The sequence below is a fragment of the Pseudomonas sp. JC1203 genome, from assembly GCF_056175065.1.
This window is the reverse complement of the sequence record NZ_JBWCAM010000001.1, coordinates 88,432-109,687: the sequence shown is the minus strand read 5'-3', so window position 1 is coordinate 109,687 and position 21,256 is coordinate 88,432. Positions and strand designations below refer to the sequence as shown.

At 62.7% G+C, this 21,256-nt stretch carries 19 protein-coding genes; 10 read left to right on the top strand and 9 right to left on the bottom strand.

Features of this window, described 5'->3' with window-relative positions; all coding sequences use genetic code 11:
* Positions 1–55 precede the first annotated feature (55 nt).
* Complete coding sequence (locus tag AC0SZ7_RS00545) at positions 56–607, top strand: DNA-3-methyladenine glycosylase I (RefSeq protein ID WP_475502508.1); 552 nt, start codon at positions 56–58, stop codon at positions 605–607.
* Positions 608–645: 38 nt separating this feature from the next.
* Positions 646–1,533, top strand: a complete 888-nt coding sequence (locus AC0SZ7_RS00540; RefSeq protein ID WP_475502507.1) for a lysophospholipid acyltransferase — start codon at positions 646–648, stop codon at positions 1,531–1,533.
* An 88-nt stretch (positions 1,534–1,621) separates the two neighbouring features.
* Here AC0SZ7_RS00540 and AC0SZ7_RS00535 read toward each other — a convergent pair whose 3' ends face one another.
* The 5 genes from AC0SZ7_RS00535 to def are packed head-to-tail and all read right to left on the bottom strand — an operon-like array spanning position 1,622 to position 6,148.
* Positions 1,622–1,915: a tetratricopeptide repeat protein gene (locus tag AC0SZ7_RS00535; RefSeq protein ID WP_475502962.1), complete on the bottom strand. Its 294-nt coding sequence runs from the start codon at positions 1,913–1,915 to the stop codon at positions 1,622–1,624.
* 33 nt (positions 1,916–1,948) lie between these two features.
* Entirely contained in the window at positions 1,949–3,322 is a 1,374-nt protein-coding gene (gene trkA / locus AC0SZ7_RS00530) for a Trk system potassium transporter TrkA (protein ID WP_475502506.1), read from the bottom strand.
* A 12-nt stretch (positions 3,323–3,334) separates the two neighbouring features.
* On the bottom strand, positions 3,335–4,648 hold the full coding sequence (gene rsmB, locus AC0SZ7_RS00525; RefSeq protein WP_475502505.1) for a 16S rRNA (cytosine(967)-C(5))-methyltransferase RsmB: 1,314 nt from the start codon (positions 4,646–4,648) through the stop codon (positions 3,335–3,337).
* Positions 4,645–5,583 carry a methionyl-tRNA formyltransferase gene (gene fmt, locus AC0SZ7_RS00520; protein WP_475502504.1) on the bottom strand — a complete coding sequence of 313 codons (939 nt, stop codon included), beginning with the start codon at positions 5,581–5,583 and terminating at the stop codon, positions 4,645–4,647. Before fmt ends, rsmB begins: the two co-directional genes overlap by 4 nt.
* 58 nt (positions 5,584–5,641) lie before the next feature.
* Positions 5,642–6,148, bottom strand: coding sequence for a peptide deformylase (gene def, locus AC0SZ7_RS00515; RefSeq protein ID WP_475502503.1), 507 nt, complete (start codon positions 6,146–6,148; stop codon positions 5,642–5,644).
* A gap of 149 nt (positions 6,149–6,297) precedes the next feature.
* On the opposite strand from def, the gene AC0SZ7_RS00510 reads away from it, so the two are divergent.
* The 3 genes from AC0SZ7_RS00510 (at position 6,298) to tsaC (ending at position 9,099) form a co-directional block, all read left to right on the top strand.
* Positions 6,298–7,323, top strand: coding sequence for a LysM peptidoglycan-binding domain-containing protein (locus AC0SZ7_RS00510; RefSeq protein ID WP_475502502.1), 1,026 nt, complete (start codon positions 6,298–6,300; stop codon positions 7,321–7,323).
* A gap of 90 nt (positions 7,324–7,413) precedes the next feature.
* Positions 7,414–8,508, top strand: coding sequence for a DNA-processing protein DprA (gene dprA / locus AC0SZ7_RS00505; RefSeq protein ID WP_475502501.1), 1,095 nt, complete (start codon positions 7,414–7,416; stop codon positions 8,506–8,508).
* A gap of 36 nt (positions 8,509–8,544) precedes the next feature.
* The gene (tsaC, locus tag AC0SZ7_RS00500) at positions 8,545–9,099 is read left to right on the top strand and encodes an L-threonylcarbamoyladenylate synthase type 1 TsaC (RefSeq protein WP_475502500.1); all 555 of its coding nucleotides are present in this window, start codon (positions 8,545–8,547) and stop codon (positions 9,097–9,099) included.
* 103 nt (positions 9,100–9,202) lie between these two features.
* Here tsaC and AC0SZ7_RS00495 read toward each other — a convergent pair whose 3' ends face one another.
* On the bottom strand, positions 9,203–10,177 hold the full coding sequence (locus tag AC0SZ7_RS00495) for an NADPH:quinone reductase (protein ID WP_475502499.1): 975 nt from the start codon (positions 10,175–10,177) through the stop codon (positions 9,203–9,205).
* Between the two features lie 166 nt (positions 10,178–10,343).
* Here AC0SZ7_RS00495 and hemF point away from each other — a divergent pair, with 166 nt between their 5' ends.
* A complete protein-coding gene (hemF, locus tag AC0SZ7_RS00490; protein ID WP_475502498.1) occupies positions 10,344–11,258 on the top strand; it encodes an oxygen-dependent coproporphyrinogen oxidase in 915 nt (304 codons plus the stop codon).
* Positions 11,259–11,312: 54 nt separating this feature from the next.
* On the top strand, positions 11,313–12,137 hold the full coding sequence (gene aroE / locus AC0SZ7_RS00485) for a shikimate dehydrogenase (protein WP_475502497.1): 825 nt from the start codon (positions 11,313–11,315) through the stop codon (positions 12,135–12,137).
* Here aroE and AC0SZ7_RS00480 read toward each other — a convergent pair.
* The 3 genes from AC0SZ7_RS00480 to betC form a co-directional block, all read right to left on the bottom strand.
* Positions 12,134–13,702: a SulP family inorganic anion transporter gene (locus tag AC0SZ7_RS00480; protein WP_475502496.1), complete on the bottom strand. Its 1,569-nt coding sequence runs from the start codon at positions 13,700–13,702 to the stop codon at positions 12,134–12,136. The genes aroE and AC0SZ7_RS00480 overlap by 4 nt on opposite strands.
* A 112-nt stretch (positions 13,703–13,814) precedes the next feature.
* A complete protein-coding gene (choX, locus tag AC0SZ7_RS00475; RefSeq protein ID WP_475502495.1) occupies positions 13,815–14,735 on the bottom strand; it encodes a choline ABC transporter substrate-binding protein in 921 nt (306 codons plus the stop codon).
* Positions 14,736–14,752: 17 nt separating this feature from the next.
* On the bottom strand, positions 14,753–16,273 hold the full coding sequence (gene betC, locus AC0SZ7_RS00470) for a choline-sulfatase (protein WP_475502494.1): 1,521 nt from the start codon (positions 16,271–16,273) through the stop codon (positions 14,753–14,755).
* 115 nt (positions 16,274–16,388) lie between these two features.
* Here betC and AC0SZ7_RS00465 point away from each other — a divergent pair, with 115 nt between their 5' ends.
* The 3 genes from AC0SZ7_RS00465 (at position 16,389) to AC0SZ7_RS00455 (ending at position 21,002) form a co-directional block, all read left to right on the top strand.
* Positions 16,389–17,297 (top strand): choline sulfate utilization transcriptional regulator, encoded by a 909-nt coding sequence (locus tag AC0SZ7_RS00465; RefSeq protein WP_475502493.1) that lies wholly within the window; start codon positions 16,389–16,391, stop codon positions 17,295–17,297.
* A gap of 145 nt (positions 17,298–17,442) precedes the next feature.
* Positions 17,443–19,581: a type I secretion system permease/ATPase gene (locus AC0SZ7_RS00460; RefSeq protein ID WP_475502492.1), complete on the top strand. Its 2,139-nt coding sequence runs from the start codon at positions 17,443–17,445 to the stop codon at positions 19,579–19,581.
* A complete protein-coding gene (locus AC0SZ7_RS00455) occupies positions 19,578–21,002 on the top strand; it encodes an HlyD family type I secretion periplasmic adaptor subunit (protein WP_475502491.1) in 1,425 nt (474 codons plus the stop codon). The genes AC0SZ7_RS00460 and AC0SZ7_RS00455 overlap by 4 nt, the downstream gene beginning before the upstream one ends.
* Positions 21,003–21,256: the final 254 nt, after the last annotated feature.

The following is a 21,256-nucleotide window of genomic DNA, read 5'->3' as shown; positions in this document are numbered from 1 at the left end:
ATATAAAGAGCGGGAGTATACCCCGATTCGCCCTGACCTCTACCCTTGGAGCCTTATGCCACGCTGCTTTTGGTGCTCGCAAGAGCCGATCTACCAGGCTTATCACGACGAAGAATGGGGGGTTGAGCTGCGTGACCCCGGTCGTCTGTTCGAATTGCTGCTGCTGGAAGGCTGCCAGGCCGGCCTGTCGTGGATCACCGTGCTGAAGAAGCGCGAGCACTACCGCCAGGTGATGTTCGGCTTCGACCCGCAGCGGCTGGCGCGCATGACCGATGAGGAAGTCGAGGCGCGCATGCTCGACCCCGGCATTATCCGCAACCGCCTGAAAATCAAGGCCGCGCGGCAGAACGCGCAGGCCTGGCTGAAGCTTCCGGACCCGGTGGCGCTGCTGTGGTCGTTCGTCGGTGGCAAGCCGAAAATCAACCACTTTCCCGACCGTACCCACATCCCCACGCAAACGCCGGAAGCCGAAGCCATGAGCAAGGCGTTGAAGAAAGCCGGCTTCACCTTCGTCGGCCCGACCATCTGCTACGCCTTCATGCAGGCCTCGGGCATGGTCATGGACCACACCCAGGATTGTGATCGCTACGCCGCTTTGTGCCGCTGACGGTTACAATGGCGCCTCGCTGAAGAAAGGAGTGGGCTGTGGATAAGTTCAAAGGCGCCCTGATGGTCGGGGCCCTGCGGTTGTTTGCGATGCTGCCATGGCGCGCGGTCGAGGCCGTGGGTTCGGCCATTGGCTGGCTGACCTGGAAGCTGCCGAACCGGTCGCGGGAAATCGTGCGCATCAACCTCGCCAAGTGTTTCCCCGAACTGGACGCCGCCGCGCGCGAGCGCCTGGTGGGCCAGAGCATGATGGACATCGGCAAAAGCCTGACCGAGAGCGCTTGCGCCTGGATCTGGCCGGCCGAGAAGTCGCTGAAGCTGGTGCGCGAGGTGCAGGGGCTGGAAGTGCTGGAACAGGCGCTGGCGTCCGGCAAGGGCGTGGTCGGTATCACCAGCCACCTGGGCAACTGGGAAGTGCTGAACCACTTCTACTGCATGCAGTGCAAACCCATCATTTTCTACCGCCCGCCCAAACTCAAGGCAGTGGATGAACTGCTGCAGAAGCAGCGCGTACAGCTGGGCAACCGGGTAGCGGCTTCCACCAAGGAAGGCATCCTCAGTGTCATCAAGGAAGTGCGCAAGGGCGGCCAGGTGGGCATTCCCGCCGACCCGGAGCCGGCAGAATCGGCTGGCGTATTCGTGCCGTTCCTGGGCACCCAGGCGCTGACCAGCAAGTTCGTGCCCAACATGCTCGCCGGCGGCAAGGCCGTGGGCGTGTTCCTGCACGCGCTGCGCCTGCCCGATGGTTCGGGCTTCAAAGTGATTCTGGAAGCGGCGCCTGAAGCGATGTACAGCACCGACACCGAGACTTCGGTAGCGGCGATGAGCGAAGTGATTGCCAAGTATGTGCGGGCTTACCCGAGCCAGTACATGTGGAGCATGAAGCGCTTCAAGAAGCGCCCTGCTGGCGAGGCTCGCTGGTACTGAGATTTGCGTTCGGGACGCAGCCTTCGGCAGCTGCTACGCGGTGGCGGTGTGCCCCGACCGCGTAGCAGCTGCCGCCAGGCCGCGTCCGTCACGGCGCCATGCGATCCAGCTTTTTCAGGAACACCGTCATTTCTTTCTCGGCCTGCTTGTCGCCATGGGCCTGCGCCGCGGTGATGCCCTGCTGCCAGGCCGCCCGTGCGCCGGCCACGTCGCCCTGCCCCTGCAGTGCCTTGCCCAGCAGCTTCCATGCCGCCGAATACTTGGGGTCCAGTTCCACGCAACGGGCCAGGTGCTCCGCCGCCCTGGCATGTTCGCCCAAATCCAGGTAACCCTTGCCCAGGCCGAAGCGCAGCAGCGAGTTATCCACACCCTTGGCCAGCATCTTCTCCAGTGATTCCAGCACGCGACAATCCTTCTAGAAGAAACTCAAGCCCACGTGGAACAGCTTCTCCACGTCACGAATGTACTTTTTATCCACAACGAACAGGATCACGTGGTCGCCTGCCTCGATCACCGTGGTGCCGCGGGCGATGATCACCTGCTCGTCGCGAATGATGGCGCCGATGGTGGTGCCGGACGGCAGCGCGATGTTCTCGATGGCCCGGCCCACCACCTTGCTCGACTTGGCGTCGCCATGGGCCACGGCCTCGATAGCCTCGGCCGCGCCACGGCGCAGGGAGTGCACGCTGACAATATCGCCGCGGCGCACGTGGGCCAGCAGGGTGCCGATGGTAGCGAGCTGCGGGCTGATGGCGATGTCGATTTCGCCGCCCTGTACCAGGTCGACGTAGGCCGGGTTGTTGATGAGGGTCATCACCTTGCGCGCGCCGAGGCGCTTGGCCAGCAGCGACGACATGATGTTGGCCTCGTCGTCGTTGGTCAGGGCCAGGAAAATGTCGGCCTGGGCGATGTTCTCTTCCACCATCAGGTCGCGGTCCGAGGCGCTGCCCTGCAGGATGACCGTGCTGTTGAGGGTGTCGGACAGGTGCCGGCAGCGCGCCGGGCTCATCTCGATGATTTTCACCTGGTAGCGGCTTTCAATCGCCTCGGCCAGCCGCTCGCCAATCTGCCCGCCGCCGGCGATCACCACGCGCTTGTTGCTCTCGTCCACGCCGCGCAGCTCGCCCATTACCGCGCGAATGTCCTCGCGGGCGGCGATGAAGAACACCTCGTCATCGGCCTCCACCACGGTGTCGCCACGCGGCAGGATGGCCCGGTCGCGGCGGAAGATGGCCGCCACGCGGGTCTCGACGTTGGGCATGTGCTCGCGGATCTGGCGCAGCTGCTGGCCCACCAGCGGGCCACCGTAGAAGGCTTTCACCGCCACCAGTTGCGCCTTGCCGTCGGCGAAGTCGATCACCTGCAGGGCACCGGGAATCTCGATCAGGCGCTTGATGTAGTGGGTGACCACCTGTTCCGGGCTGATCAGCACGTCCACCGGAATGGCTTCGTTGGCGAACAGCGCGTCGCGGGTCAGGTAGGCCGCCGCGCGCACCCGGGCGATCTTGGTGGGGGTGTGGAACAGGGTGTGGGCGACCTGGCACGCGACCATGTTGGTCTCGTCGCTGTTGGTCACCGCCACCAGCATGTCGGCGTCTTCGGCGCCGGCCTTCAGCAGCACCGTGGGGAACGAGGCGTGGCCTTGCACCGTACGGATGTCCAGGCGGTCGCCCAGGCTGCGCAGGCGCTCGCCGTCGGTGTCCACCACGGTGATGTCGTTGGCCTCGCCGGCCAGGTGCTCGGCCAGGGTGCCGCCAACCTGGCCGGCACCCAGGATGATGATCTTCATCCGCTACTCCTGTCAGTTCGCGCGCTGGGCGGCGATCTTGATCAGCTTGGCATAGTAGAAGCCGTCGTGGCCGCCTTCCTGCGCCAGCAACTGGCGGCCGTGGGGCTGCTTGATGCCGGCCGTGGTGGCCAGGTCCAGCTCGCGGGCGCCAGGGGTGCGCGCCAGGAAGGCTTCGATCACCTTGGTGTTTTCCGTGGGCAGCGTCGAGCAGGTGGCGTACAGCAGCACGCCGCCCACTTCCAGGGTTGGCCACAGCGCGTCCAGCAGCTCGCCTTGCAGCGTGGCCAGGGCCTGGATATCGTCGGGCTGGCGGGTCAGCTTGATGTCCGGGTGGCGGCGGATAACGCCGGTGGCCGAGCATGGCGCGTCGAGCAGGATGCGGTTGAAGCTCTGCTTGTCCCACCATTGGCCGGTGTCGCGCGCATCACAGGCGATCAGCTGGGCGTCGAGGCCCAGGCGGTCGAGGTTTTCGCGCACGCGCACCAGGCGCTTGGCTTCCAGGTCAATGGCTACCACGCCTTTCAGCGCAGGCTCGGCTTCCAGCAGGTGGCAGGTCTTGCCACCGGGGGCGCAGCAGGCGTCCAGCACGCGTTGGCCGGGGGCCAGGTCAAGCAGGTCGGCGGCCAGTTGCGCGGCCTCGTCCTGCACGCTGATCCAACCGTCGGCGAAGCCTGGCAGGTCGCGTACGTCGCAGGCCTGCTCCAGCACGATACCGTCGCGGCTGAACTGGCAAGCGCTGGCGCCGACCTCAGCCTGTTCCAGCAGCGCCAGGTAGGCGTCGCGGCTGTGGTGGCGGCGGTTTACCCGCAGAATCATTGGCGGGTGGGCGTTGTTGGCGGCGCAGATGGCTTCCCATTGCTCGGGCCAGAAGGCTTTCAGCGACTTCTGCAGCCAGCGTGGGTGCGCGGTGCGTACCACCGGGTCACGTTCCATCTCGGCCAGCAGGTCGTTGCCTTCGCGCTGGGCACGGCGCAGCACGGCGTTGAGCAGCGCCTTGGCCCAGGGCTTCTTGAGCTTGTCGGCGCAGCCCACGGTTTCGCCGATGGCGGCGTGGGCTGGCACGCGGCTGTAGAACAGCTGGTACAGGCCAACCAGCATCAGCGCTTCGACGTCGGCGTCGGCGGCCTTGAAGGGTTTCTGCAGCAGCTTTTCAGCCAGCGCCGACAGCCGTGGCTGCCAGCGTGCCGTACCGAACGCCAGGTCCTGGGTGAAGCCGCGGTCGCGGGCTTCCACCTTGTCCAGTTGCAGCGGCAACGAGCTGTTCAGCGAGGCCTTGCCGCTGAGAACGGCGGCCAGGGCGCGGGCGGCGGCGAGACGCGGGTTCATTGGCCCAGCACCGCGCCGACGGCGAATTTCTCGCGGCGGCTGTTGAACAGGTCACTGAAGCTCAGCGGCTTGCCGCCGGGGAACTGCAGGCGGGTCAGGCATAGGGCCTGGTCGCCACAGGCCACTACCAGGCCTTCCTTGCTGGCGCCCAGGATGGTGCCGGGTGCGCCCTGCTCCGGGCTGACCTGCGCGGCCAGCACCTTCACGGCTTCGCCGTTCAGGGTGCTGTGGCAGATTGGCCACGGGAAGAAGGCGCGCACCAGGCGCTCCAGCACCTCGGCCGGTTGGCTCCAGTCAATGCGTGCCTCGTCCTTGTTCAGCTTGTGTGCATAAGTGGCCAGGCTGTCGTCCTGCACTTCGCCTTCAAGCGTGCCGGCGTCAAGGCCTGCGATAGCTTCGATGACGGCCGGCGGGCCCATCTGCGCCAGCCGGTCGTGCAGGCTGCCGCCGGTGTCGTCGGCGCTGATCGGGGTGCTGACCTTGAGCAGCATCGGCCCGGTGTCGAGGCCCGCTTCCATGCGCATCACGGTCACGCCGCTTTCGGCGTCGCCAGCCTGCACCGCACGCTGGATCGGCGCGGCACCGCGCCAGCGTGGCAGCAGCGAGGCGTGGCTGTTTATGCAGCCCAGGCGCGGGATATCCAGCACCACCTGCGGCAGGATCAGGCCGTAGGCCACCACCACCATCAGGTCGGGCTTGAGCGCGGCCAATTCAGCCTGGGCGTCTTCGTTGCGCAGGGTAGGCGGCTGCAGCACGGTAATGCCGTTTTCCAGCGCCAGCTGCTTCACCGGGCTGGGCATCAGTTTCTGCCCACGGCCGGCCGGGCGGTCCGGTTGGGTGTACACGGCGACCACTTCATAAGGGCTGGCCAGCAGGGCCTTGAGGTGTTCGGCGGCAAATTCGGGCGTGCCCGCGAAAACGATGCGCATGCTCATGGATTACTCGCTGGAAAAGAAAAAGGCTTGCCGTGGCAAGCCTTTGGAATGTGAGGGGTCAAGCTTGCTGGCGGTGGGCTTTTTCCAGCTTCTTCTTGATCCGGTCACGCTTGAGCGTAGACAGGTAATCGACGAAGAGCTTGCCGTTGAGGTGGTCGCACTCGTGCTGGATGCACACGGCCAGCAGGCCCTCGGCAATCAGCTCGAACGGCTTGCCGTCGCGGTCCAGGGCCTTGACCTTGACGCGCTGCGGGCGGTCGACGTTCTCGTAGTAGCCGGGTACCGACAGGCAGCCTTCCTGGTATTGGCCCATTTCTTCGGTCAACGACTCGAATTCAGGGTTGATGTACACCATGGGCTCGCTGCGGTCTTCGCTCAGGTCCATGACCACCACGCGCTTGTGCACGTTGACCTGGGTGGCGGCCAGCCCGATGCCAGGCGCTTCGTACATGGTTTCAAACATGTCATCGACCAACTGGCGAACTTCGTCGTCCACCACGGCCACTGGCTTGGCGATGGTGCGCAGACGCGAGTCTGGAAATTCGAGGATGTTTAAAATAGCCATATGCGTATTTGCTGCACTGTGAGGTAAAGTCAAAGGTAGCAGCCGCGCAAGGTGCTTGGGGGCGGTCTGCCTGTCAAACGCTCTCCCAGGGAGATGGGCCGCGAGCGGCTGCGTTTCACGTGAACGTACATAATAAAGGGATTCACGGCATGAGGAAATCACTACTCGCCCTGCTGCTCATGGCGTGCGCCGGCCTGGCCAACGCCGATGTGCAGCTCAAGGACGGTTATCCACAGCGCTACACTGTGGTTCAGGGCGACACACTTTGGGACATTTCCGCCAAATTCCTGCGCCAGCCGTGGCAATGGCCGCAGATCTGGCACGCCAACCCGCAAATTGCCAACCCGGATTTGATCTACCCCGGCGACTCGCTGGTGCTCAGCTACGTCAACGGCCAGCCGCAGCTGCTGCTGGAACGCGGCGCATCGCGTGGCACCATCAAGCTGTCGCCACGGGTGCGCAGCACGCCGGTCGCCGAAGCCATCCCCAGCATTCCGTTGCAGTCGATCAACGCCTTCCTGCTCAGCAACCGCATCCTCGACAGCAGCGACGCCTTTGACAGCGCACCGTACATTGTCGCCGGCCAGGGCGAGCGGGTAGTCAGCGGCATGGGTGACCGCATCTATGCGCGCGGCACCTTCGACCCGGCCCACGCCTCCTACGGCATTTTCCGCAAGGGCAAGGTCTACACCGACCCGGTCACCCACGAGCAGCTGGGCGTGAACGCCGACAACATGGGCGGCGGCGAAGTAGTGGCCACCGAGGGCGATATTGCCACCATCAACCTGCAGCGCTCCAGCGAGGAAGTGCGCCTTGGCGACCGCCTGTTTGTCAGCGAGGAGCGGCCGGTGAACTCCAACTTCCTGCCCAGCGCGCCAGCCCGGGAAGTCAGCGGCACCATCGTGGATGTGCCACGGGGTGTTACGCAGATTGGCAAGTACGATGTGGTCACCCTGGACCGTGGCAACCGCGACGGGCTCAAGGAGGGCAACGTTCTCGCCATCTACAAGACCGGCGAAACGGTGCGCGACCGGGTGACCGGCGAACTGGTGAAAATCCCCGATGAGCGCGCTGGCCTGCTGATGGTGTTCCGCACTTATGAAAAGCTCAGCTATGGTTTAGTGCTCAACGCCAATCGCTCCCTGGCAGTGATGGACAAGGTGAAGAATCCCTAGCCCGTCGGGAAAGTTGTCAAACAGTTACCAACAGAGTTATCCACAGCTTTTGCCTGCCGCTGTACAGGGGCCTGAATCAAGGATGATCAGATGCCGCTCTTTGCCAATGCTGCACTTCCCATGGATGAACTGGAGGCGCGCCTGCGTCTCCATCGCCTGACCGACACCGGGCCAAAACGCTTTCAGCAGTTGTTTGAAGCCTTCGGTTCGGCGGCCGAGGCGCTGCGGGCACCGCTGTCGGCCTGGCGCGCGATAGGCATGACCGCGGCCGCCTGCGAGGCCCGCGACAGCCCTGCGGTTAAAGCCGGTGGCAAGGCTGCAATGGCCTGGCTAGAGCGCCCGGGCCAGCATTTGCTGATGTGGGACGACCCTGGCTACCCTGCCCTGCTGGCTGAAACCAGCGCTGCACCGCCGCTGCTGTTCATTGCCGGCGACCCCACCATTCTGGAAAAACCGCAGCTGGCCATCGTCGGTAGCCGCCGGGCGTCGCGCCCTGGCCTGGACACTGCCGCAGCCTTCTCCCGCAGCTTGGCCAAGGCGGGTTTCGTCATCACCAGCGGCCTTGCTGCCGGGGTGGATGGCGCTGCGCACCAGGCTGCCCTGGACGTTGGCGGGCAGACAATCGGCGTGCTGGGCACAGGTATCGAAAAACTTTATCCACAGCGCCACAGGGCACTCGCCGCGCAGATGGCTGCGTCGGGCAGCGCGGTGGTTTCCGAGTTTCCGCTGGACGCCGAACCCATCCCTGCCAACTTCCCCCGGCGCAACCGCATCATCAGCGGCTTGTCCCTGGGCGTGCTGGTGGTGGAGGCCAGCCTTGCCAGCGGTTCGCTGATTACCGCACGCCTGGCCAACGAGCAGGGGCGCGAGGTGTACGCCATTCCCGGCTCCATTCACCACCCGGGCGCCAAGGGCTGCCACCAGCTGATCCGCGATGGCGCGCAGTTGGTGGAGACCGTGGAGCACATTCTGGAACCCTTGCGCGGCTGGCAGCGGGTGGCGTTGCCAGCGCCATTGGTGGACCACCCTTTGCTGGCGCTGCTGCATGCGGCGCCGCAAAGCAGCGAGGCGCTGATGCGTTCCAGCCGGTGGCCGCTGCCCAAGCTGTTGCAGGCGCTTACCGAGCTTGAGCTTGAGGGGCGCGTGGTCAACGAGGCCGGGCGTTGGTTTGCGCGCTCCAGCTAAGTACACTGCTCACAGCATTCAAGCGGAGTAACAGTGATGGTGAGCAGTTGGCGTGTGCAACAAGCTGCGCGCGAAGTGAAGGCGGGCGCGGTCATTGCCTATCCAACCGAAGCGGTTTGGGGTCTGGGCTGTAATCCGTGGGACGCGGAAGCGGTCTATCGGTTGCTGGCGATCAAGTCACGGCCTGTGGATAAAGGCCTGATTCTGGTGGCGGACAACATCCGTCAGTTCGATTTCCTTTTCGAGGATTTCCCCGAAATCTGGCTGGACCGCATGGCCAGCACCTGGCCAGGCCCCAACACCTGGCTGGTGCCGCACCAGGGCCTGCTGCCCGAGTGGATCACCGGCAAGCACACCAGCGTGGCAATACGTGTCAGCGACCACCCGTTGGTGCGTGAGCTGTGTTCGCTGGTGGGGCCTATCGTGTCCACCTCCGCCAACCCCACTGGCCGGCCGCCGGCCATGAACCGCCTGCGCATCGAGCAGTATTTCCGTGGCCAGGTGGACCTGGTGCTGAACGGTGAGCTGGGTGGGCGCAAGAACCCCAGCGTGATTCGCGACCTGATTACCGGTGACGTGATTCGCCCTTGAGGGCGGGCGCAAAACCTCCGTCGTAGCAGCGGCCGCAGGCCGCGTCAGGACCAACACGGTGCCTGGGGCGCGGCCTGCGGCCGCTGCTACGGTGAGGGTGGTGTTACGGCAGCAGAATGGTCGAGCCCATGGTGCGGCGCGCCGACAGCTCGGTCTGCGCCTTGGCCGCGTCGGCCAGCGGGTAGCGCTGGCTGATCTCCACGTCCAGCTTGCCGCTGGTGATCATCCCGAACAGCTCGTCGGCCATGGCCTGCAGGGTGCCGGCGGTGGCGTAGGTACCCAGGGTGGGACGGGTCACGTACAGCGAACCCTTGGACGCCAGGATACCCAGGTTCACGCCGCTGACCGCGCCCGAAGCGTTGCCGAAGCTGACCACCAGCCCGCGCGGCTCTACGCAGTCCAGCGAGGTTTCCCAGGTGTCCTTGCCGACGCCGTCATACACCACCTGGCATTTCTTGCCGCCAGTCAGCTCGTGCACACGCTTGGTCACGTCTTCGCGGCTGTAGTCGATGGTTTCCCAGGCGCCCAGGGTCTTGGCACGCGCTGCCTTTTCCGGCGAACTGACGGTGCCGATCAGCTTGGCGCCGATGGCTTTTGCCCACTGGCATGCCAGGGAGCCCACACCACCGGCGGCGGCATGGAACAGAATGGTTTCGTCGCGTTTCAGTTCGTAGGTCTGGCGGAACAGGTACTGCACGGTCAGGCCCTTGAGCATCACCGCCGCGGCCTGCTCGAAGCTGATGGCCTCGGGCAGCTTCACCAGCACGGCGGCCGGCAGGGTGTGCACTTCGCTGTAGGCGCCCAGCGGGCCGCCGGCGTAGGCCACGCGGTCACCTACCTTTACCGAGGTGACTTCGCTGCCCACCGCCTCTACCACGCCCGCGCCTTCGGTGCCCTGCCCGGACGGCAGGGACGGCACCGGGTACAGGCCGCTGCGGTAGTAGGTGTCGATGTAGTTCAGGCCGATGGCCTTGTTGCGTACCCGAACTTCCTGCGGGCCCGGCTCGGCTGGCTGGAAGTCGACGAATTCGAGGACTTCCGGACCACCGTTAGTGCTGAACTGAATACGTTTGGCCATCTGCAATCTCCTGAAACAGGCATGGAAAGCCCCTATCGGACGCCTTTGTAACCGCGCCGTCAACCGCTCAAAGCGGGCCGCGGGTGCTATGCTATGCGCCGAATTTGCTCTCGGGCGGCGGTAATCCCCAGCGCTGCCCGGCCTTTGCCCGTTACAAGGTGATGCCATGACTACCCGCACCGAAGCCGTAAAAGCCTACCTGCTCGACCTGCAAGAGCGGATCTGCAGCGCCCTTGAAACTGAAGACGGTGGCGCCCGTTTTGTCGAGGACGCCTGGAGCCGCGCCGCCGGTGGCGGCGGCCGCACCCGGGTGATCGAGAACGGCACGGTGATCGAGAAAGGCGGGGTCAACTTTTCCCACGTCTTCGGCAGTGGCCTGCCGCCGTCGGCCAGCGCCCACCGCCCGGAGCTGGCGGGCCGTGGCTTCGAAGCCCTGGGCGTGTCGCTGGTGATCCACCCGCACAACCCCCACGTGCCGACTTCCCACGCCAACGTGCGTTTCTTCATTGCCGAGAAGGAAGGTGAGGAAGCGGTGTGGTGGTTCGGTGGCGGCTTCGACCTGACGCCCTACTACGCCAACGAAGACGACTGCATTCACTGGCACCGCGTGGCGGAGCGCGCTTGTGCGCCGTTCGGCGAAGACGTGTACCCGCGCTACAAGGCGTGGTGCGACCGCTATTTCCACATCAAGCACCGCAACGAACCGCGCGGCGTGGGCGGCCTGTTCTTCGACGACCTGAACGAATGGGACTTCGACACCAGCTTCGCCTTCATGCGGGCCATCGGCGATGCCTACCTTGAGGCCTACCTGCCCATCGTGCAGCGCCGCAAAGCCATGGTCTACACCCAGCAGCAGCGCGAATTCCAGGAGTTCCGCCGCGGCCGCTACGTGGAGTTCAACCTGGTGTACGACCGTGGCACCCTGTTCGGCCTGCAGTCGGGGGGCCGTACCGAGTCGATCCTGATGTCGCTGCCGCCGCAAGTGCGCTGGGGCTACGACTGGAAGGCGGCGCCGGGTAGCGAAGAAGCGCGCCTGACCGACTACTTCCTCACCGACCGCGACTGGCTCGGCCAGGCCTGACAGCCGCTGTGGATAACCTATCATTTGCCTGCCCTTGAATTAGGAACTGCCTGCATGGACCGTTACGTCGTCTTCGGTAACCCGATTGGCCACAGCAAGTCGCCGGCCATCCACCGCCTGTTTGCCGAGCAGACCGGCCAGGCCATGGAATATGGCGCGCGGCTGGCGCCGCTGGATGACTTCGCCGGCAACGCCCTGGAGTTCTTCCAGGAAGGCCTGGGCGCCAACGTGACGCTGCCCTTCAAGGAAGACGCCTTCCGCCTGTGCAGCGTGCTCACCCCCCGCGCCCAGCGCGCCGGCGCGGTGAACATGCTCACGCGCCTGCCCGACGGCACCCTGCGCGGCGACAACACCGACGGCGTGGGCCTGGTGCGCGACCTGCTGAACAACGCCGGCGTCACCCTCAAGGGCAAGCGCATCTTGCTGCTGGGCGCCGGTGGTGCGGTGCGTGGCGTGGTGGAATCGCTGCTGGAACAGCAGCCGGTGTCGCTGGTCATCGCCAACCGCACCGTGGACAAGGCCGAGCTGCTGGCGCAGATCTTCGCCGGCCTGGGCCCGGTGGCCGCCAGCGGTTTCGACTGGCTGGAAGAGCCGGTGGACGTGATCATCAACGCCACCTCGGCCAGCCTTGCCGGTGATTTGCCGCCGATCAAGAGCAGCCTGATCCAGCCGGGCGTCACCGTGTGCTACGACATGATGTACGGCAAGGAGCCCACGCCGTTCTGCCGCTGGGCCGCCGAGCACGGCGCTGCCCAGGCCCTGGATGGCTTCGGCATGCTGGTGGAACAGGCCGCCGAGGCCTTCACCTACTGGCGTGGCGTAACCCCCGACTCGAAGACGGTAATGGCCACCCTGCGCCAGGAAATGGCCGCCGGCTAACCCTCGAACTGGATGGGGCAGTTGGCGGCCCCTTCCAGCTTGTGCAGTTCCTCGATCACCTGCGCCCGCGCGTGGCGCAGGGTCAGGCTGCGGGCCTGGGCGCGCAGCCGCCGCGCTTCCTGGTGCAGCATCTCCACCCCCGAATAATCGATGAAGTTGATCTGCTGCGCGTCGATCACTACGCGCTGGCCCTGCGCGCGCTGCAGCCGCACCTGCAGGTAGTGGCTGGCGCCGAAGAAGATCGAACCGCCAACGCGCAGCACCTCCTCGTCGCCGTCACGCCACTGCTGCACCCGCGGTTGCGAGGTGCGCTTGAGGTAGAAGAACAGCGACGCCAGCACCCCGGCGTAGATCGCCGTCTGCAATTCCAGCAGCAGGGTCGCCAGGCACGTCAGCGCCATCACCACGAACTCCGAGCGGCTGACCCGGAATAGCGCGCGAATGCCGCGGTGGTCCACCAGCCCCCAGCTGATCAGCAGAATGCTGCCGGCCATGGCGGCAATGGGAATTTGCGCGATTAGCTGCGCGCCGGTTACCGCGAACAGCGCCACCCACAGCGCCGAGAACACCCCCGCCAGCGGCGAGCAGGCGCCGGCTTCATAGCTCAGCCCGGAGCGGGTGAACGAGCCTGCCGACAGCGAGCCGGAAAAGAACGCACCGATGACGTTCGACAAGCCCTGGGCGCGAACCTCCTGGTTGGCGTCGAGCAACTGCTGCGAACGTGTGGCTATCGAGCGGGCAATCGACAGGCTGGTCACCAGCCCCAGCATGCCCACCGCCACGGCGCTGGGCAGCAGCCGCAGCACCAGCGCCGGGTCCAGCGGCAGCGGGCTGAATGGCGGCAGCTGGCCCACGAACTCGCTCACCCGGCGCACGTGGCCAAACATGCCCGGCCACAGCCAGGCCAACAGGCTGCCGCTGACCAAGGCAATCAGCAGGGTCGGCCAGCGCGGCACCAGCGCCTTCAGCAGCAGGCCCAGCGCCAAGGTGAACAGCCCCAGCAGCAGCGACGGTTTATCCACCTCGCCCAGGTGCTGAAACAGGTTGGTGAGGCTGGCCAGCGCCGTGGCCTGGCTGCTGAGCTCGATGCCCAGCAGGCTCGGCAGTTGGCCAATCGCAATGACAATGGCGGCGCCAAGGGTGAAGCCCAGCACCACCGAATGGGAGACGAAATTCACCAGTGCGCCGAAGCGCAGCATGCCCAGCAGCCACTGGAAAATGCCGGCGAGGAAGGTCAGCAGCAGGATCAACGTCACGTAGTCCTGGGTGGCCGGTACCGCCAGCGGGCTGACGCTGGCGTACAGCACGATGGAGATGGCCGCCGTGGGGCCGCAGATCAGGTGCCACGACGAGCCCCACAGGCAGGCGATCAGTACCGGAATGATGGCCGCGTACAAGCCGTATTCCGGCGGCAGGCCGGCGATCAGCGCGTAGGCGATGGACTGCGGCAACGCCAGGATCGCCCCGCTCAGGCCCACTACTGCGTCACGGCTGACGCTGGCGCGGGTCTGGCGTGGGAGCCAGGCCAGGAACGGCAGGATTCTTTCCAGTCGGGTACCGCGCATGAGGCTCTCTGTTTTCTGGTCTTTCCCGTGGGAGCTGGCTTGCCAGCGAGCTTTTCAGGGGGCAAGAAACTCGCTGGCAAGCCAGCTCCCACAGGGTTTGTGCGCAGATGCGTTAAAGCTTGGCTTTCACCGCGGGCAGCGCGTCCTGTCCATCCACGGTCTTCACCCCGTCCAGCCACTTGTCCAGCACCGTCGGGTTGGCCTTGATCCACTTCCTGGCCGCATCCGGGTAGCTGGCCTTGGTGTTCACCACGTCGGCCATGATGCTGTTCTCCATGTCCTGGGTAAAGGCCAGATTGCCCAGCAGCTTGGCGACATTCGGGCAGGCCTGTGCATAACCCTTGCGGGTCAGGGTGTAGACGCTGCCGCTGGCGCCGAAGTAGGCCTCGCCGCCCGTGAGGTAATGCATCTTGATCTCGACGTTCATGGGGTGCGGCGTCCAGCCGAGGAACACCACGAAGCGTTGCTTATCCACAGCCCTGCGCACTTCCGAAAGCATTGCCTGCTCGCTGGATTCCACTAGTTTCCACTGGCCCAGGTCGAATTCATTCTTCTTGATTATCTGCTGGATCGACAGGTTCGCCGGCGCCCCCGAGCCGATGCCGTAGATCTTGCCGCCGAACTTGTCGGCGTGCTTGTTCAGGTCGGCGAAGCTGTGCACGCCGGCGTCCCATACATAATCCGGCACCGCCAGGGTGAACTCGGTACCCTCCAGGTTCTTGGCGTATTGGGTCACGTCGCCGCTGGCCACGAATTTGTCGTAGAAGCCCTGCTGCGCCGGCATCCAGTTGCCGAGGAAGACGTCCACCTTGCCGTCTTTCAAGCCACCGTAGGCAATGGGCACCGCCAGGGTGTCGACCTTGGCCTTGTAGCCCATGCCGCCCAGCAGCAGCCCGGCAATGGCGTTGGTGGAAGCGATATCGCTCCAGCCGGGGTCGGCCATTTGCACCGTGCTGCAGCTTTGCTCATCGGCCAGCGCGTGCAGGCTGGTCACGGCCAACAAGCCGGTTACAACCACTGTGGATAACTTCATCGGCTTCCCCTCATCGATTATTGGTCTTGGCAGGGTTGTGGATAACGGGCCTTGCGCTCCAGATCGTCGAGGTCGATGTGGTTGCGCATGTACTGCTGGCTGGCGTCCACCAGCGGCTGGTGGTCCCAGCTCTTGAGTTTGCCCACGCTTAACGCCTTTGCCACCAGGCGGCGCCGACGCTGGCTGGCCAGCACCTGTTGGCGGATGGCCGCCACGTCCCACTTGGCGCGCGCCTCGGCCAGCAGGGCGGCGAACAGCGTGGCGTGGTGCGGCGACTGGCTCAGGTCCTCGCGTTCGTGCGGGTCATGGCGCACGTCGAAGAGTAGGCAAGGGTCGTCCTCGCTGTAGATAAATTTGTGCTCGCCGCGGCGAATCATCATCAGCGGGCCCACCGTGCCTTCGGCCATGTACTCGCCGAACACCTCGTCGTGGCCGCCCTGGCCTTGCAGGTGGCCGACCAGCGAGCGACCGTCCAATGGTAGCTGCGGGTCGACCTTGCCGCCGGCAAGCTCCACCAGCGTCGGCAGCAGATCGGCGGTGGACACTGCTGCGCTCACCCGCCCGGCCTGGAACTGCCCCGGTGCACAGACCAGCAGCGGCACCCGCGCCGACATCTCGAACCAGTGCATCTTGTACCAGAGCCCGCGCTCGCCGAGCATGTCGCCGTGGTCCCCGGAGAAGACGATGATGGTGTCCTCGGCCAGGCCGGTTTCCTCCAGCGTCTCCAGCAGCTTGCCGACGTTGCTGTCGATGTAGCTGCAGGCGCCGAAGTAAGCGCGGCGGGCGTCGCGAATCTTGTCCACGGGCAGCGGCTTGTCCCACAGGTCATACACCTTCAGCAGGCGCTGGGAGTGCGGGTCCAGTTCCGCCTGGCCCGGCACGTCGGCCGGCAGCGGAATGTCCTCGTCGCGGTACAGGTCCCAGAAGCGCTTGGGAATGGTGTAGGGGTCGTGGGGATGGGTCATGGATACGGTCAGGCAAAACGGCTGTTCGCCGTCCTCACGCACGTGGTCGAACAGATATTGCTGGGCCTTGAACACCACCTCTTCATCGAAATCCAGCTGGTTGGTGCGCACGCACGGCCCGGCCTGCAGCACCGAGGACATGTTGTGGTACCAACTGGGGCGCACGTCAGGCTCATCCCAGTTCACCGCCCAGCCGTAGTCGGCGGGGTAGATGTCGCTGGTCAGGCGCTCTTCATAACCATGCAGCTGGTCCGGGCCGCAGAAATGCATCTTCCCCGACAACGCCGTGCGGTAGCCCATGCGGCGCAGGTAGTGGGCATAGGTGGGCACGTCGGCGGGGAAATCGGCGGCGTTGTCGTAGGCGCCGATCTTGCTGGGCAACTGGCCGCTCACCAGGGTGAAGCGCGACGGCGCACATAATGGGCTGTTGCAGTAAGCGGCGTCGAACACCACGCCGCTGGCGGCCAGGCGGCTCAGGTGGGGCAGCTTGATCGGCGAGTTTTCGGCATAGAAGGGCAACAGCGGCGCGGCCATCTGATCGGCCATGATGAAGAGAATGTTCTTGCGCTTCATGGGTGGGCGGCATTCCATAGTGTTGAATTATGCGAAAGTGCTTCCAACCGAGCATGCGACCGCGCTGCCACGCGGTAAAGCCCACGTCAGGCAATGCCTAGGATAAGCCCAGCTAATGTTTGATAGCCTCGCCGATCTGTCCCTCGACCTGCTGCGCGCCTTTGAATGCGCCGCCCGCCAGCGCAGCTTCACCGCCGCCGCGGCCGAACTGGGCACCACCCAGCCTGCCGTCAGCCAGCAGATCAAGCGCCTGGAAGAGCAACTGGCAACGCGCCTGTTCGACCGCATCTACCGCGGCATCGAACTGACCGACGCCGGCCGCAGCCTGTTCGATGCGGTGCAGGCCGGTTTCGGCCAGATCGACGACGCCCTGGCCGCCCTCACCGCCCAACCCCAGCACGAGGTGCTGCAGGTGGCCACCGACTTCGCCTTCGCCGCCTACTGGCTGATGCCGCGCCTGCACCGCTTCCACCAGGCCCACCCCCACGTCGACGTCAGCCTGGTAACCAGCGAACGCAGCCACGCCATGCTGCGCAGCGACATCGACGTAGCCGTGCTGTTCGGCGACGGCCGTTTCAAACAGGGCGACAGCCACTGGCTGTTCGCCGAAGAAGTCTTCCCGGTGTGCAGCCCGCGCCTCCTGGAGAAGCAGACCACCCCCCTGCCCGCCCAAGCCCTGCTCGACCTGCCGCTGCTGCACCTGCGCGGCGAAAGCACCACCCACTGGTTCAACTGGACCACCCTGTTCCGCCACCTGCACATCCCCAGCGCGCCGGCCCCGGGCCAATTGCGCTTCGACAACTACACCCTGCTGATCCAGGCCGCCATCGCCGGCCAGGGCGTGGCCATCGGCTGGCGCCACCTGGTGGACGCGTTGATCGAACAGGGCCTGCTGTGCCGGCCCATCGCTGCAACGGCCAGCTCGGCGCTGGGGTATTACGTGGTGGTGCCGCAGCGGAAACGGCGGGGGGAGATGGCGGGGCGGTTTGTGGAGTGGTTGATGGCTGAGCAGCTGTCCTCGTAGAACCGGAATCGTCCTACGTTGATGTCGGAGGCGGGACTACTTACGGATGCGAAATCGTCTCATATGCTCGGGACTTGGAATTAATCCTACAGCGCTGGTCGACTGAGTTTCGTCCTGGCTGTGGCCAAGTTCAGGGACAGAGAAAATGTCGATCACGGATTCTGCCAATTGCACAGATACAGGGCTCGCCTGCCTGTTAATGCTGGCTCGTTTGCATCAGATCGTTGCATCGCCTGAGCAGCTAAGGCATGAGCTAGGCAGCGGCTGTACGAATTTTGACCCAACGCAAATTCTGCAGGCCGCGAAAAAGCTAGGGCTCAAAGCAAAGCTCACGCGCAGCTCCGTCGATCGGCTCGCGCACCTTCCTCTGCCCGCGATAGGCGTATGCACGGACGGTCAATTTTTCATCCTCGCCAAGCTTGTTGATGGGCGGGTACTGATTCACGACCCCTTGGTCGGGCGTGCTGAATATTTGAGCGTTGAGGATCTTGCCGAACGCTGGGATGGAGAATTGATCCTCCTGAGGTCTCAAGCGTCAATCGTGGGGGAACTGGCTCGGTTTGACTTTACCTGGTTCATTCCAGCAATCGTCAAATACCGGCGATTGCTCACCGAGGTCTTCGTCGTCTCATTCGTGCTGCAGATATTTGCCCTTCTCACTCCGCTCTTTTTTCAAGTTGTCATGGACAAGGTCCTGGTGCATCGAGGCCTGACCACCTTGGATGTCATCGCAGTAGGGCTGTTGGTAATCATGCTGTTCGAGACCGCGTTAAGCGGCCTTCGCACCTACATCTTCTCCCACACTGCGAGCCGGATCGACGTTGAGCTTGGTGCTCGGTTGTTCCGACATCTTGTGGCGCTGCCAATCTCGTATTTCCAGGCACGACGAGTGGGGGATTCGGTTGCTCGAGTACGAGAACTGGAAAACATTCGGAGCTTTTTGACTGGGAACAGCATCACGCTGGTATTGGATGTTTTTTTCTCGGTCGTTTTTATTGGTGTCATGTTCATTTACAGCGGGTGGCTGACACTCGTTGTGGTGCTGTCGCTGCCCCTCTACTTCCTGGTTTCGCTGATAGTTACGCCAATTTTAAGGGGCAGGATTAACGAAAGTTTTGCGATAGGTGCCGAGAACCAGGCTTTCCTGGTGGAAACGGTGAACGGCATCGACACGCTGAAATCTATGGCGGTAGAGCCACAAATAACCCGGCGTTGGGAGAATCAGCTGGCCGCCTATGTGTCAGCCGGCTTTAAAACCCAGAATTTATCTGCCGTCGCCAATGAGTGCGTAGGGTTGATAGGAAAACTGGTGACGGTTGCCACGCTGTGGTTAGGCGCCCGGCTAGTGATTGATGGCGAACTGAGCGTCGGCCAATTGATCGCGTTCAACATGCTGGCTGGGCGCGTCTCGCAACCCATAATGCGCTTGGCCCAACTATGGACGCAGTTTCAGCAGACAGGCGTATCAATCCAAAGGCTGGGAGACATTCTCAATACCCGAACCGAGCTAAACCAACAAACTCGCAGCACTGTAGCGCCCATCATCGGGCGCATCGAATTCGACCAGGTGCGTTTCCGCTACCGGCCAGATGGCTCAGAGGTTCTGCGTTCCGTCAGCCTGAGTATCTCCCCTGGCGAGGTTATTGGGATCGTGGGGCGGTCAGGGTCGGGGAAAAGCACACTCACACGACTGATCCAGCGGCTGTATGTGCCTGAGCGTGGTCGGGTGCTCGTGGACGGCATGGACTTGGCCTTGGTCGATGTCTCGTCACTGCGTCGCCAAATCGGCGTAGTGCTTCAGGACAGCCTGCTTTTCCAGAAAAGCATTCGCGAAAACATCGCCCTCAGTGACGCAGGCGTTTCATTGGAGGTTGTTATCCACAGCGCGAAAATGGCGGGCGCTCACGACTTCATTCTGGAGTTGCCCGAGGGCTATGACACGTTGGTGGGTGAGCATGGTGCATCGTTATCGGGAGGTCAGAGGCAGCGCATCGCAATTGCCAGGGCGTTGATGGGCGACCCGAGGATATTGATTTTTGACGAGGCAACCAGCGCCCTTGATTACGAGTCTGAACGCGTCGTCCAGCAAAATATGCGTCGGATATGTGAAGGGCGAACGGTCATCGTTATCGCCCACCGACTGTCAGCTATAAGAGATTCCCATCGAATCATCGTCATGGACCGTGGGCAGATTATCGAGGAAGGCAGCCACGATGATTTGATTGTCATTCCCGACGGTCACTACGCCTATCTGTACCACCTGCAGCAAGGTGGTAAAGGATGAACAGATTCGATGCTGCGCTCGGCCTGTGGCGCAAATACCACCTTGCGTGGAAATGTGCCTGGTCGAACCGCCAAGCCAATGCCAGCGTGAAGCGCAAGGCCGAAGAGCTTCAGTTCCTGCCTGCCACGTTGGAGTTGCAAGAGAAGCCTCCGCATCCAGCTGCGCATTGGGTGTTGGCCTTTCTTCTGCTTTTTAGCGCAATAGCGTTCTTGTGGTCCTGCTTAGGAAAAATTGACGTCGTCGCGACCGCAGAGGGAAAAGTAATTGCCAGTGGGATGAGTAAATTTATTCAGGCAAGCGAAGTTTCGATCGTTAAAGCTGTGCTTGTCCAAGAGGGACGGGCTGTAACGAAAGGTCAGGTACTAATCGAGCTTGAAGCCGTCAATTCACAAGCTGACGTGAACCGCTTGAAGGCTGAGCTTGTAGCCGCTCAATCGGACTGGGCTCGCGCAACGGCGTTACTTAAAGCCATTGAAAAAAAATCGGAACCGCAACCTATTCAGGACCTGATGCCAGGCGCGCCTTTTGAGCAAGTTGCAGCGACTACCACTTGGCTCCGAGGACAGTACATTGAATTGAACAGCAAAATCGGCCAGATGGATGCCGAGGCAAATCAATTTGATGTACAGATAATTTCCGCCAGGACGAATATAAAGACAGCTGCCAAAGTGTTGTTGATCTCTACAAAGGTGGCAGAGAGTTCCAAGAGTTTGGCTGAAGGCGGCTATATACCACGAAACGTCTACTTGGAAAGGGAGCGCCTGAGGATTGATCACGTCCGGGAAATTGAGCTTCAACAAAATAAAATTCGGGAGCTTCAAGCCTCCATTCGAATCACACGCCAGCGTAGGGATAATCTGGTAGACCAAGTTCGTATTGCAATGCTGGATTTGGAGGGGCAGTCCCGCAGGGTAATTAAAAGCGTAACCCAAGAGCTTGAAAAAGCCGAGTATCGACACAGGTTGATGTCATTAGTTTCACCGATAGACGGTACCGTTCAAGAACTGTCCGTTCATACGGTGGGTGGTGTGGTGACTGCAGCGCAAAATCTTATGGTGGTGGTACCGCACACTCAGCCTTCTGAAGCAGATGTCTGGTTGGATAATAAGGATATTGGTTTTGTATATCCTGGGCAGGAAGTGGCAGTAAAGATTGATTCGTTTAATTACGTTAAATACGGGGTGTTTATTGGGAAAGTTGTATCGATCTCCCAGGATTCGATATCGAGTGAAGAAATGCCATCTAAATACAGCGTTCGGATAAAGCTGAATGCTGCCCCAGCACTAGTTGTGAACCGAAAGCTTGTAGTGTCGCCAGGCATGACGCTTACGGCCGAGTTAAAATTATATAAGAGATCCGTGCTCGGATATTTTATTGAACCATTATGGCGATCGCTGCAAGAAGGTTTAAGAGAGCGATGAGGTTATAAAGTGAGCCGATTTTGATTTGGGGGGATTGCAATATGGTTGTGAGGATATACAAGCCAATACTCTATGGGTTGTTGGCTGGAGCCGGGTACTGTTTCTTTTGGGGGTTTTATCTCGGCATTGACAAAACAAAACTTTCAACTTTACATCAGGATCTGATGATGTTGACAGGGTTGACGGGATACAGCGCGCTTTATGCTAGGCATAAGCTTGGTGTCAAATTCAGATATTTGATTTGGGCTATGGCT

Excerpts from the sequence above, each read along its gene's own strand:
- def (WP_475502503.1), bottom strand. The coding sequence starts at position 6,148 with ATGGCTATTTTAAACATCCTCGAATTTCCAGACTCGCGTCTGCGCACC.
- AC0SZ7_RS00465 (WP_475502493.1), top strand. The coding sequence starts at position 16,389 with ATGTTTGATAGCCTCGCCGATCTGTCCCTCGACCTGCTGCGCGCCTTT.
- fmt (WP_475502504.1), bottom strand. The coding sequence starts at position 5,583 with ATGAGCATGCGCATCGTTTTCGCGGGCACGCCCGAATTTGCCGCCGAA.
- AC0SZ7_RS00535 (WP_475502962.1), bottom strand. The coding sequence starts at position 1,915 with ATGCTGGCCAAGGGTGTGGATAACTCGCTGCTGCGCTTCGGCCTGGGC.
- AC0SZ7_RS00460 (WP_475502492.1), top strand. The coding sequence starts at position 17,443 with ATGTCGATCACGGATTCTGCCAATTGCACAGATACAGGGCTCGCCTGC.
- AC0SZ7_RS00495 (WP_475502499.1), bottom strand. The coding sequence starts at position 10,177 with ATGGCCAAACGTATTCAGTTCAGCACTAACGGTGGTCCGGAAGTCCTC.
- tsaC (WP_475502500.1), top strand. The coding sequence starts at position 8,545 with ATGGTGAGCAGTTGGCGTGTGCAACAAGCTGCGCGCGAAGTGAAGGCG.
- dprA (WP_475502501.1), top strand. The coding sequence starts at position 7,414 with ATGCCGCTCTTTGCCAATGCTGCACTTCCCATGGATGAACTGGAGGCG.
- rsmB (WP_475502505.1), bottom strand. The coding sequence starts at position 4,648 with ATGAACCCGCGTCTCGCCGCCGCCCGCGCCCTGGCCGCCGTTCTCAGC.
- hemF (WP_475502498.1), top strand. The coding sequence starts at position 10,344 with ATGACTACCCGCACCGAAGCCGTAAAAGCCTACCTGCTCGACCTGCAA.
- AC0SZ7_RS00480 (WP_475502496.1), bottom strand. The coding sequence starts at position 13,702 with ATGCGCGGTACCCGACTGGAAAGAATCCTGCCGTTCCTGGCCTGGCTC.
- AC0SZ7_RS00455 (WP_475502491.1), top strand. The coding sequence starts at position 19,578 with ATGAACAGATTCGATGCTGCGCTCGGCCTGTGGCGCAAATACCACCTT.
- betC (WP_475502494.1), bottom strand. The coding sequence starts at position 16,273 with ATGAAGCGCAAGAACATTCTCTTCATCATGGCCGATCAGATGGCCGCG.
- choX (WP_475502495.1), bottom strand. The coding sequence starts at position 14,735 with ATGAAGTTATCCACAGTGGTTGTAACCGGCTTGTTGGCCGTGACCAGC.
- aroE (WP_475502497.1), top strand. The coding sequence starts at position 11,313 with ATGGACCGTTACGTCGTCTTCGGTAACCCGATTGGCCACAGCAAGTCG.
- trkA (WP_475502506.1), bottom strand. The coding sequence starts at position 3,322 with ATGAAGATCATCATCCTGGGTGCCGGCCAGGTTGGCGGCACCCTGGCC.
- AC0SZ7_RS00510 (WP_475502502.1), top strand. The coding sequence starts at position 6,298 with ATGAGGAAATCACTACTCGCCCTGCTGCTCATGGCGTGCGCCGGCCTG.
- AC0SZ7_RS00545 (WP_475502508.1), top strand. The coding sequence starts at position 56 with ATGCCACGCTGCTTTTGGTGCTCGCAAGAGCCGATCTACCAGGCTTAT.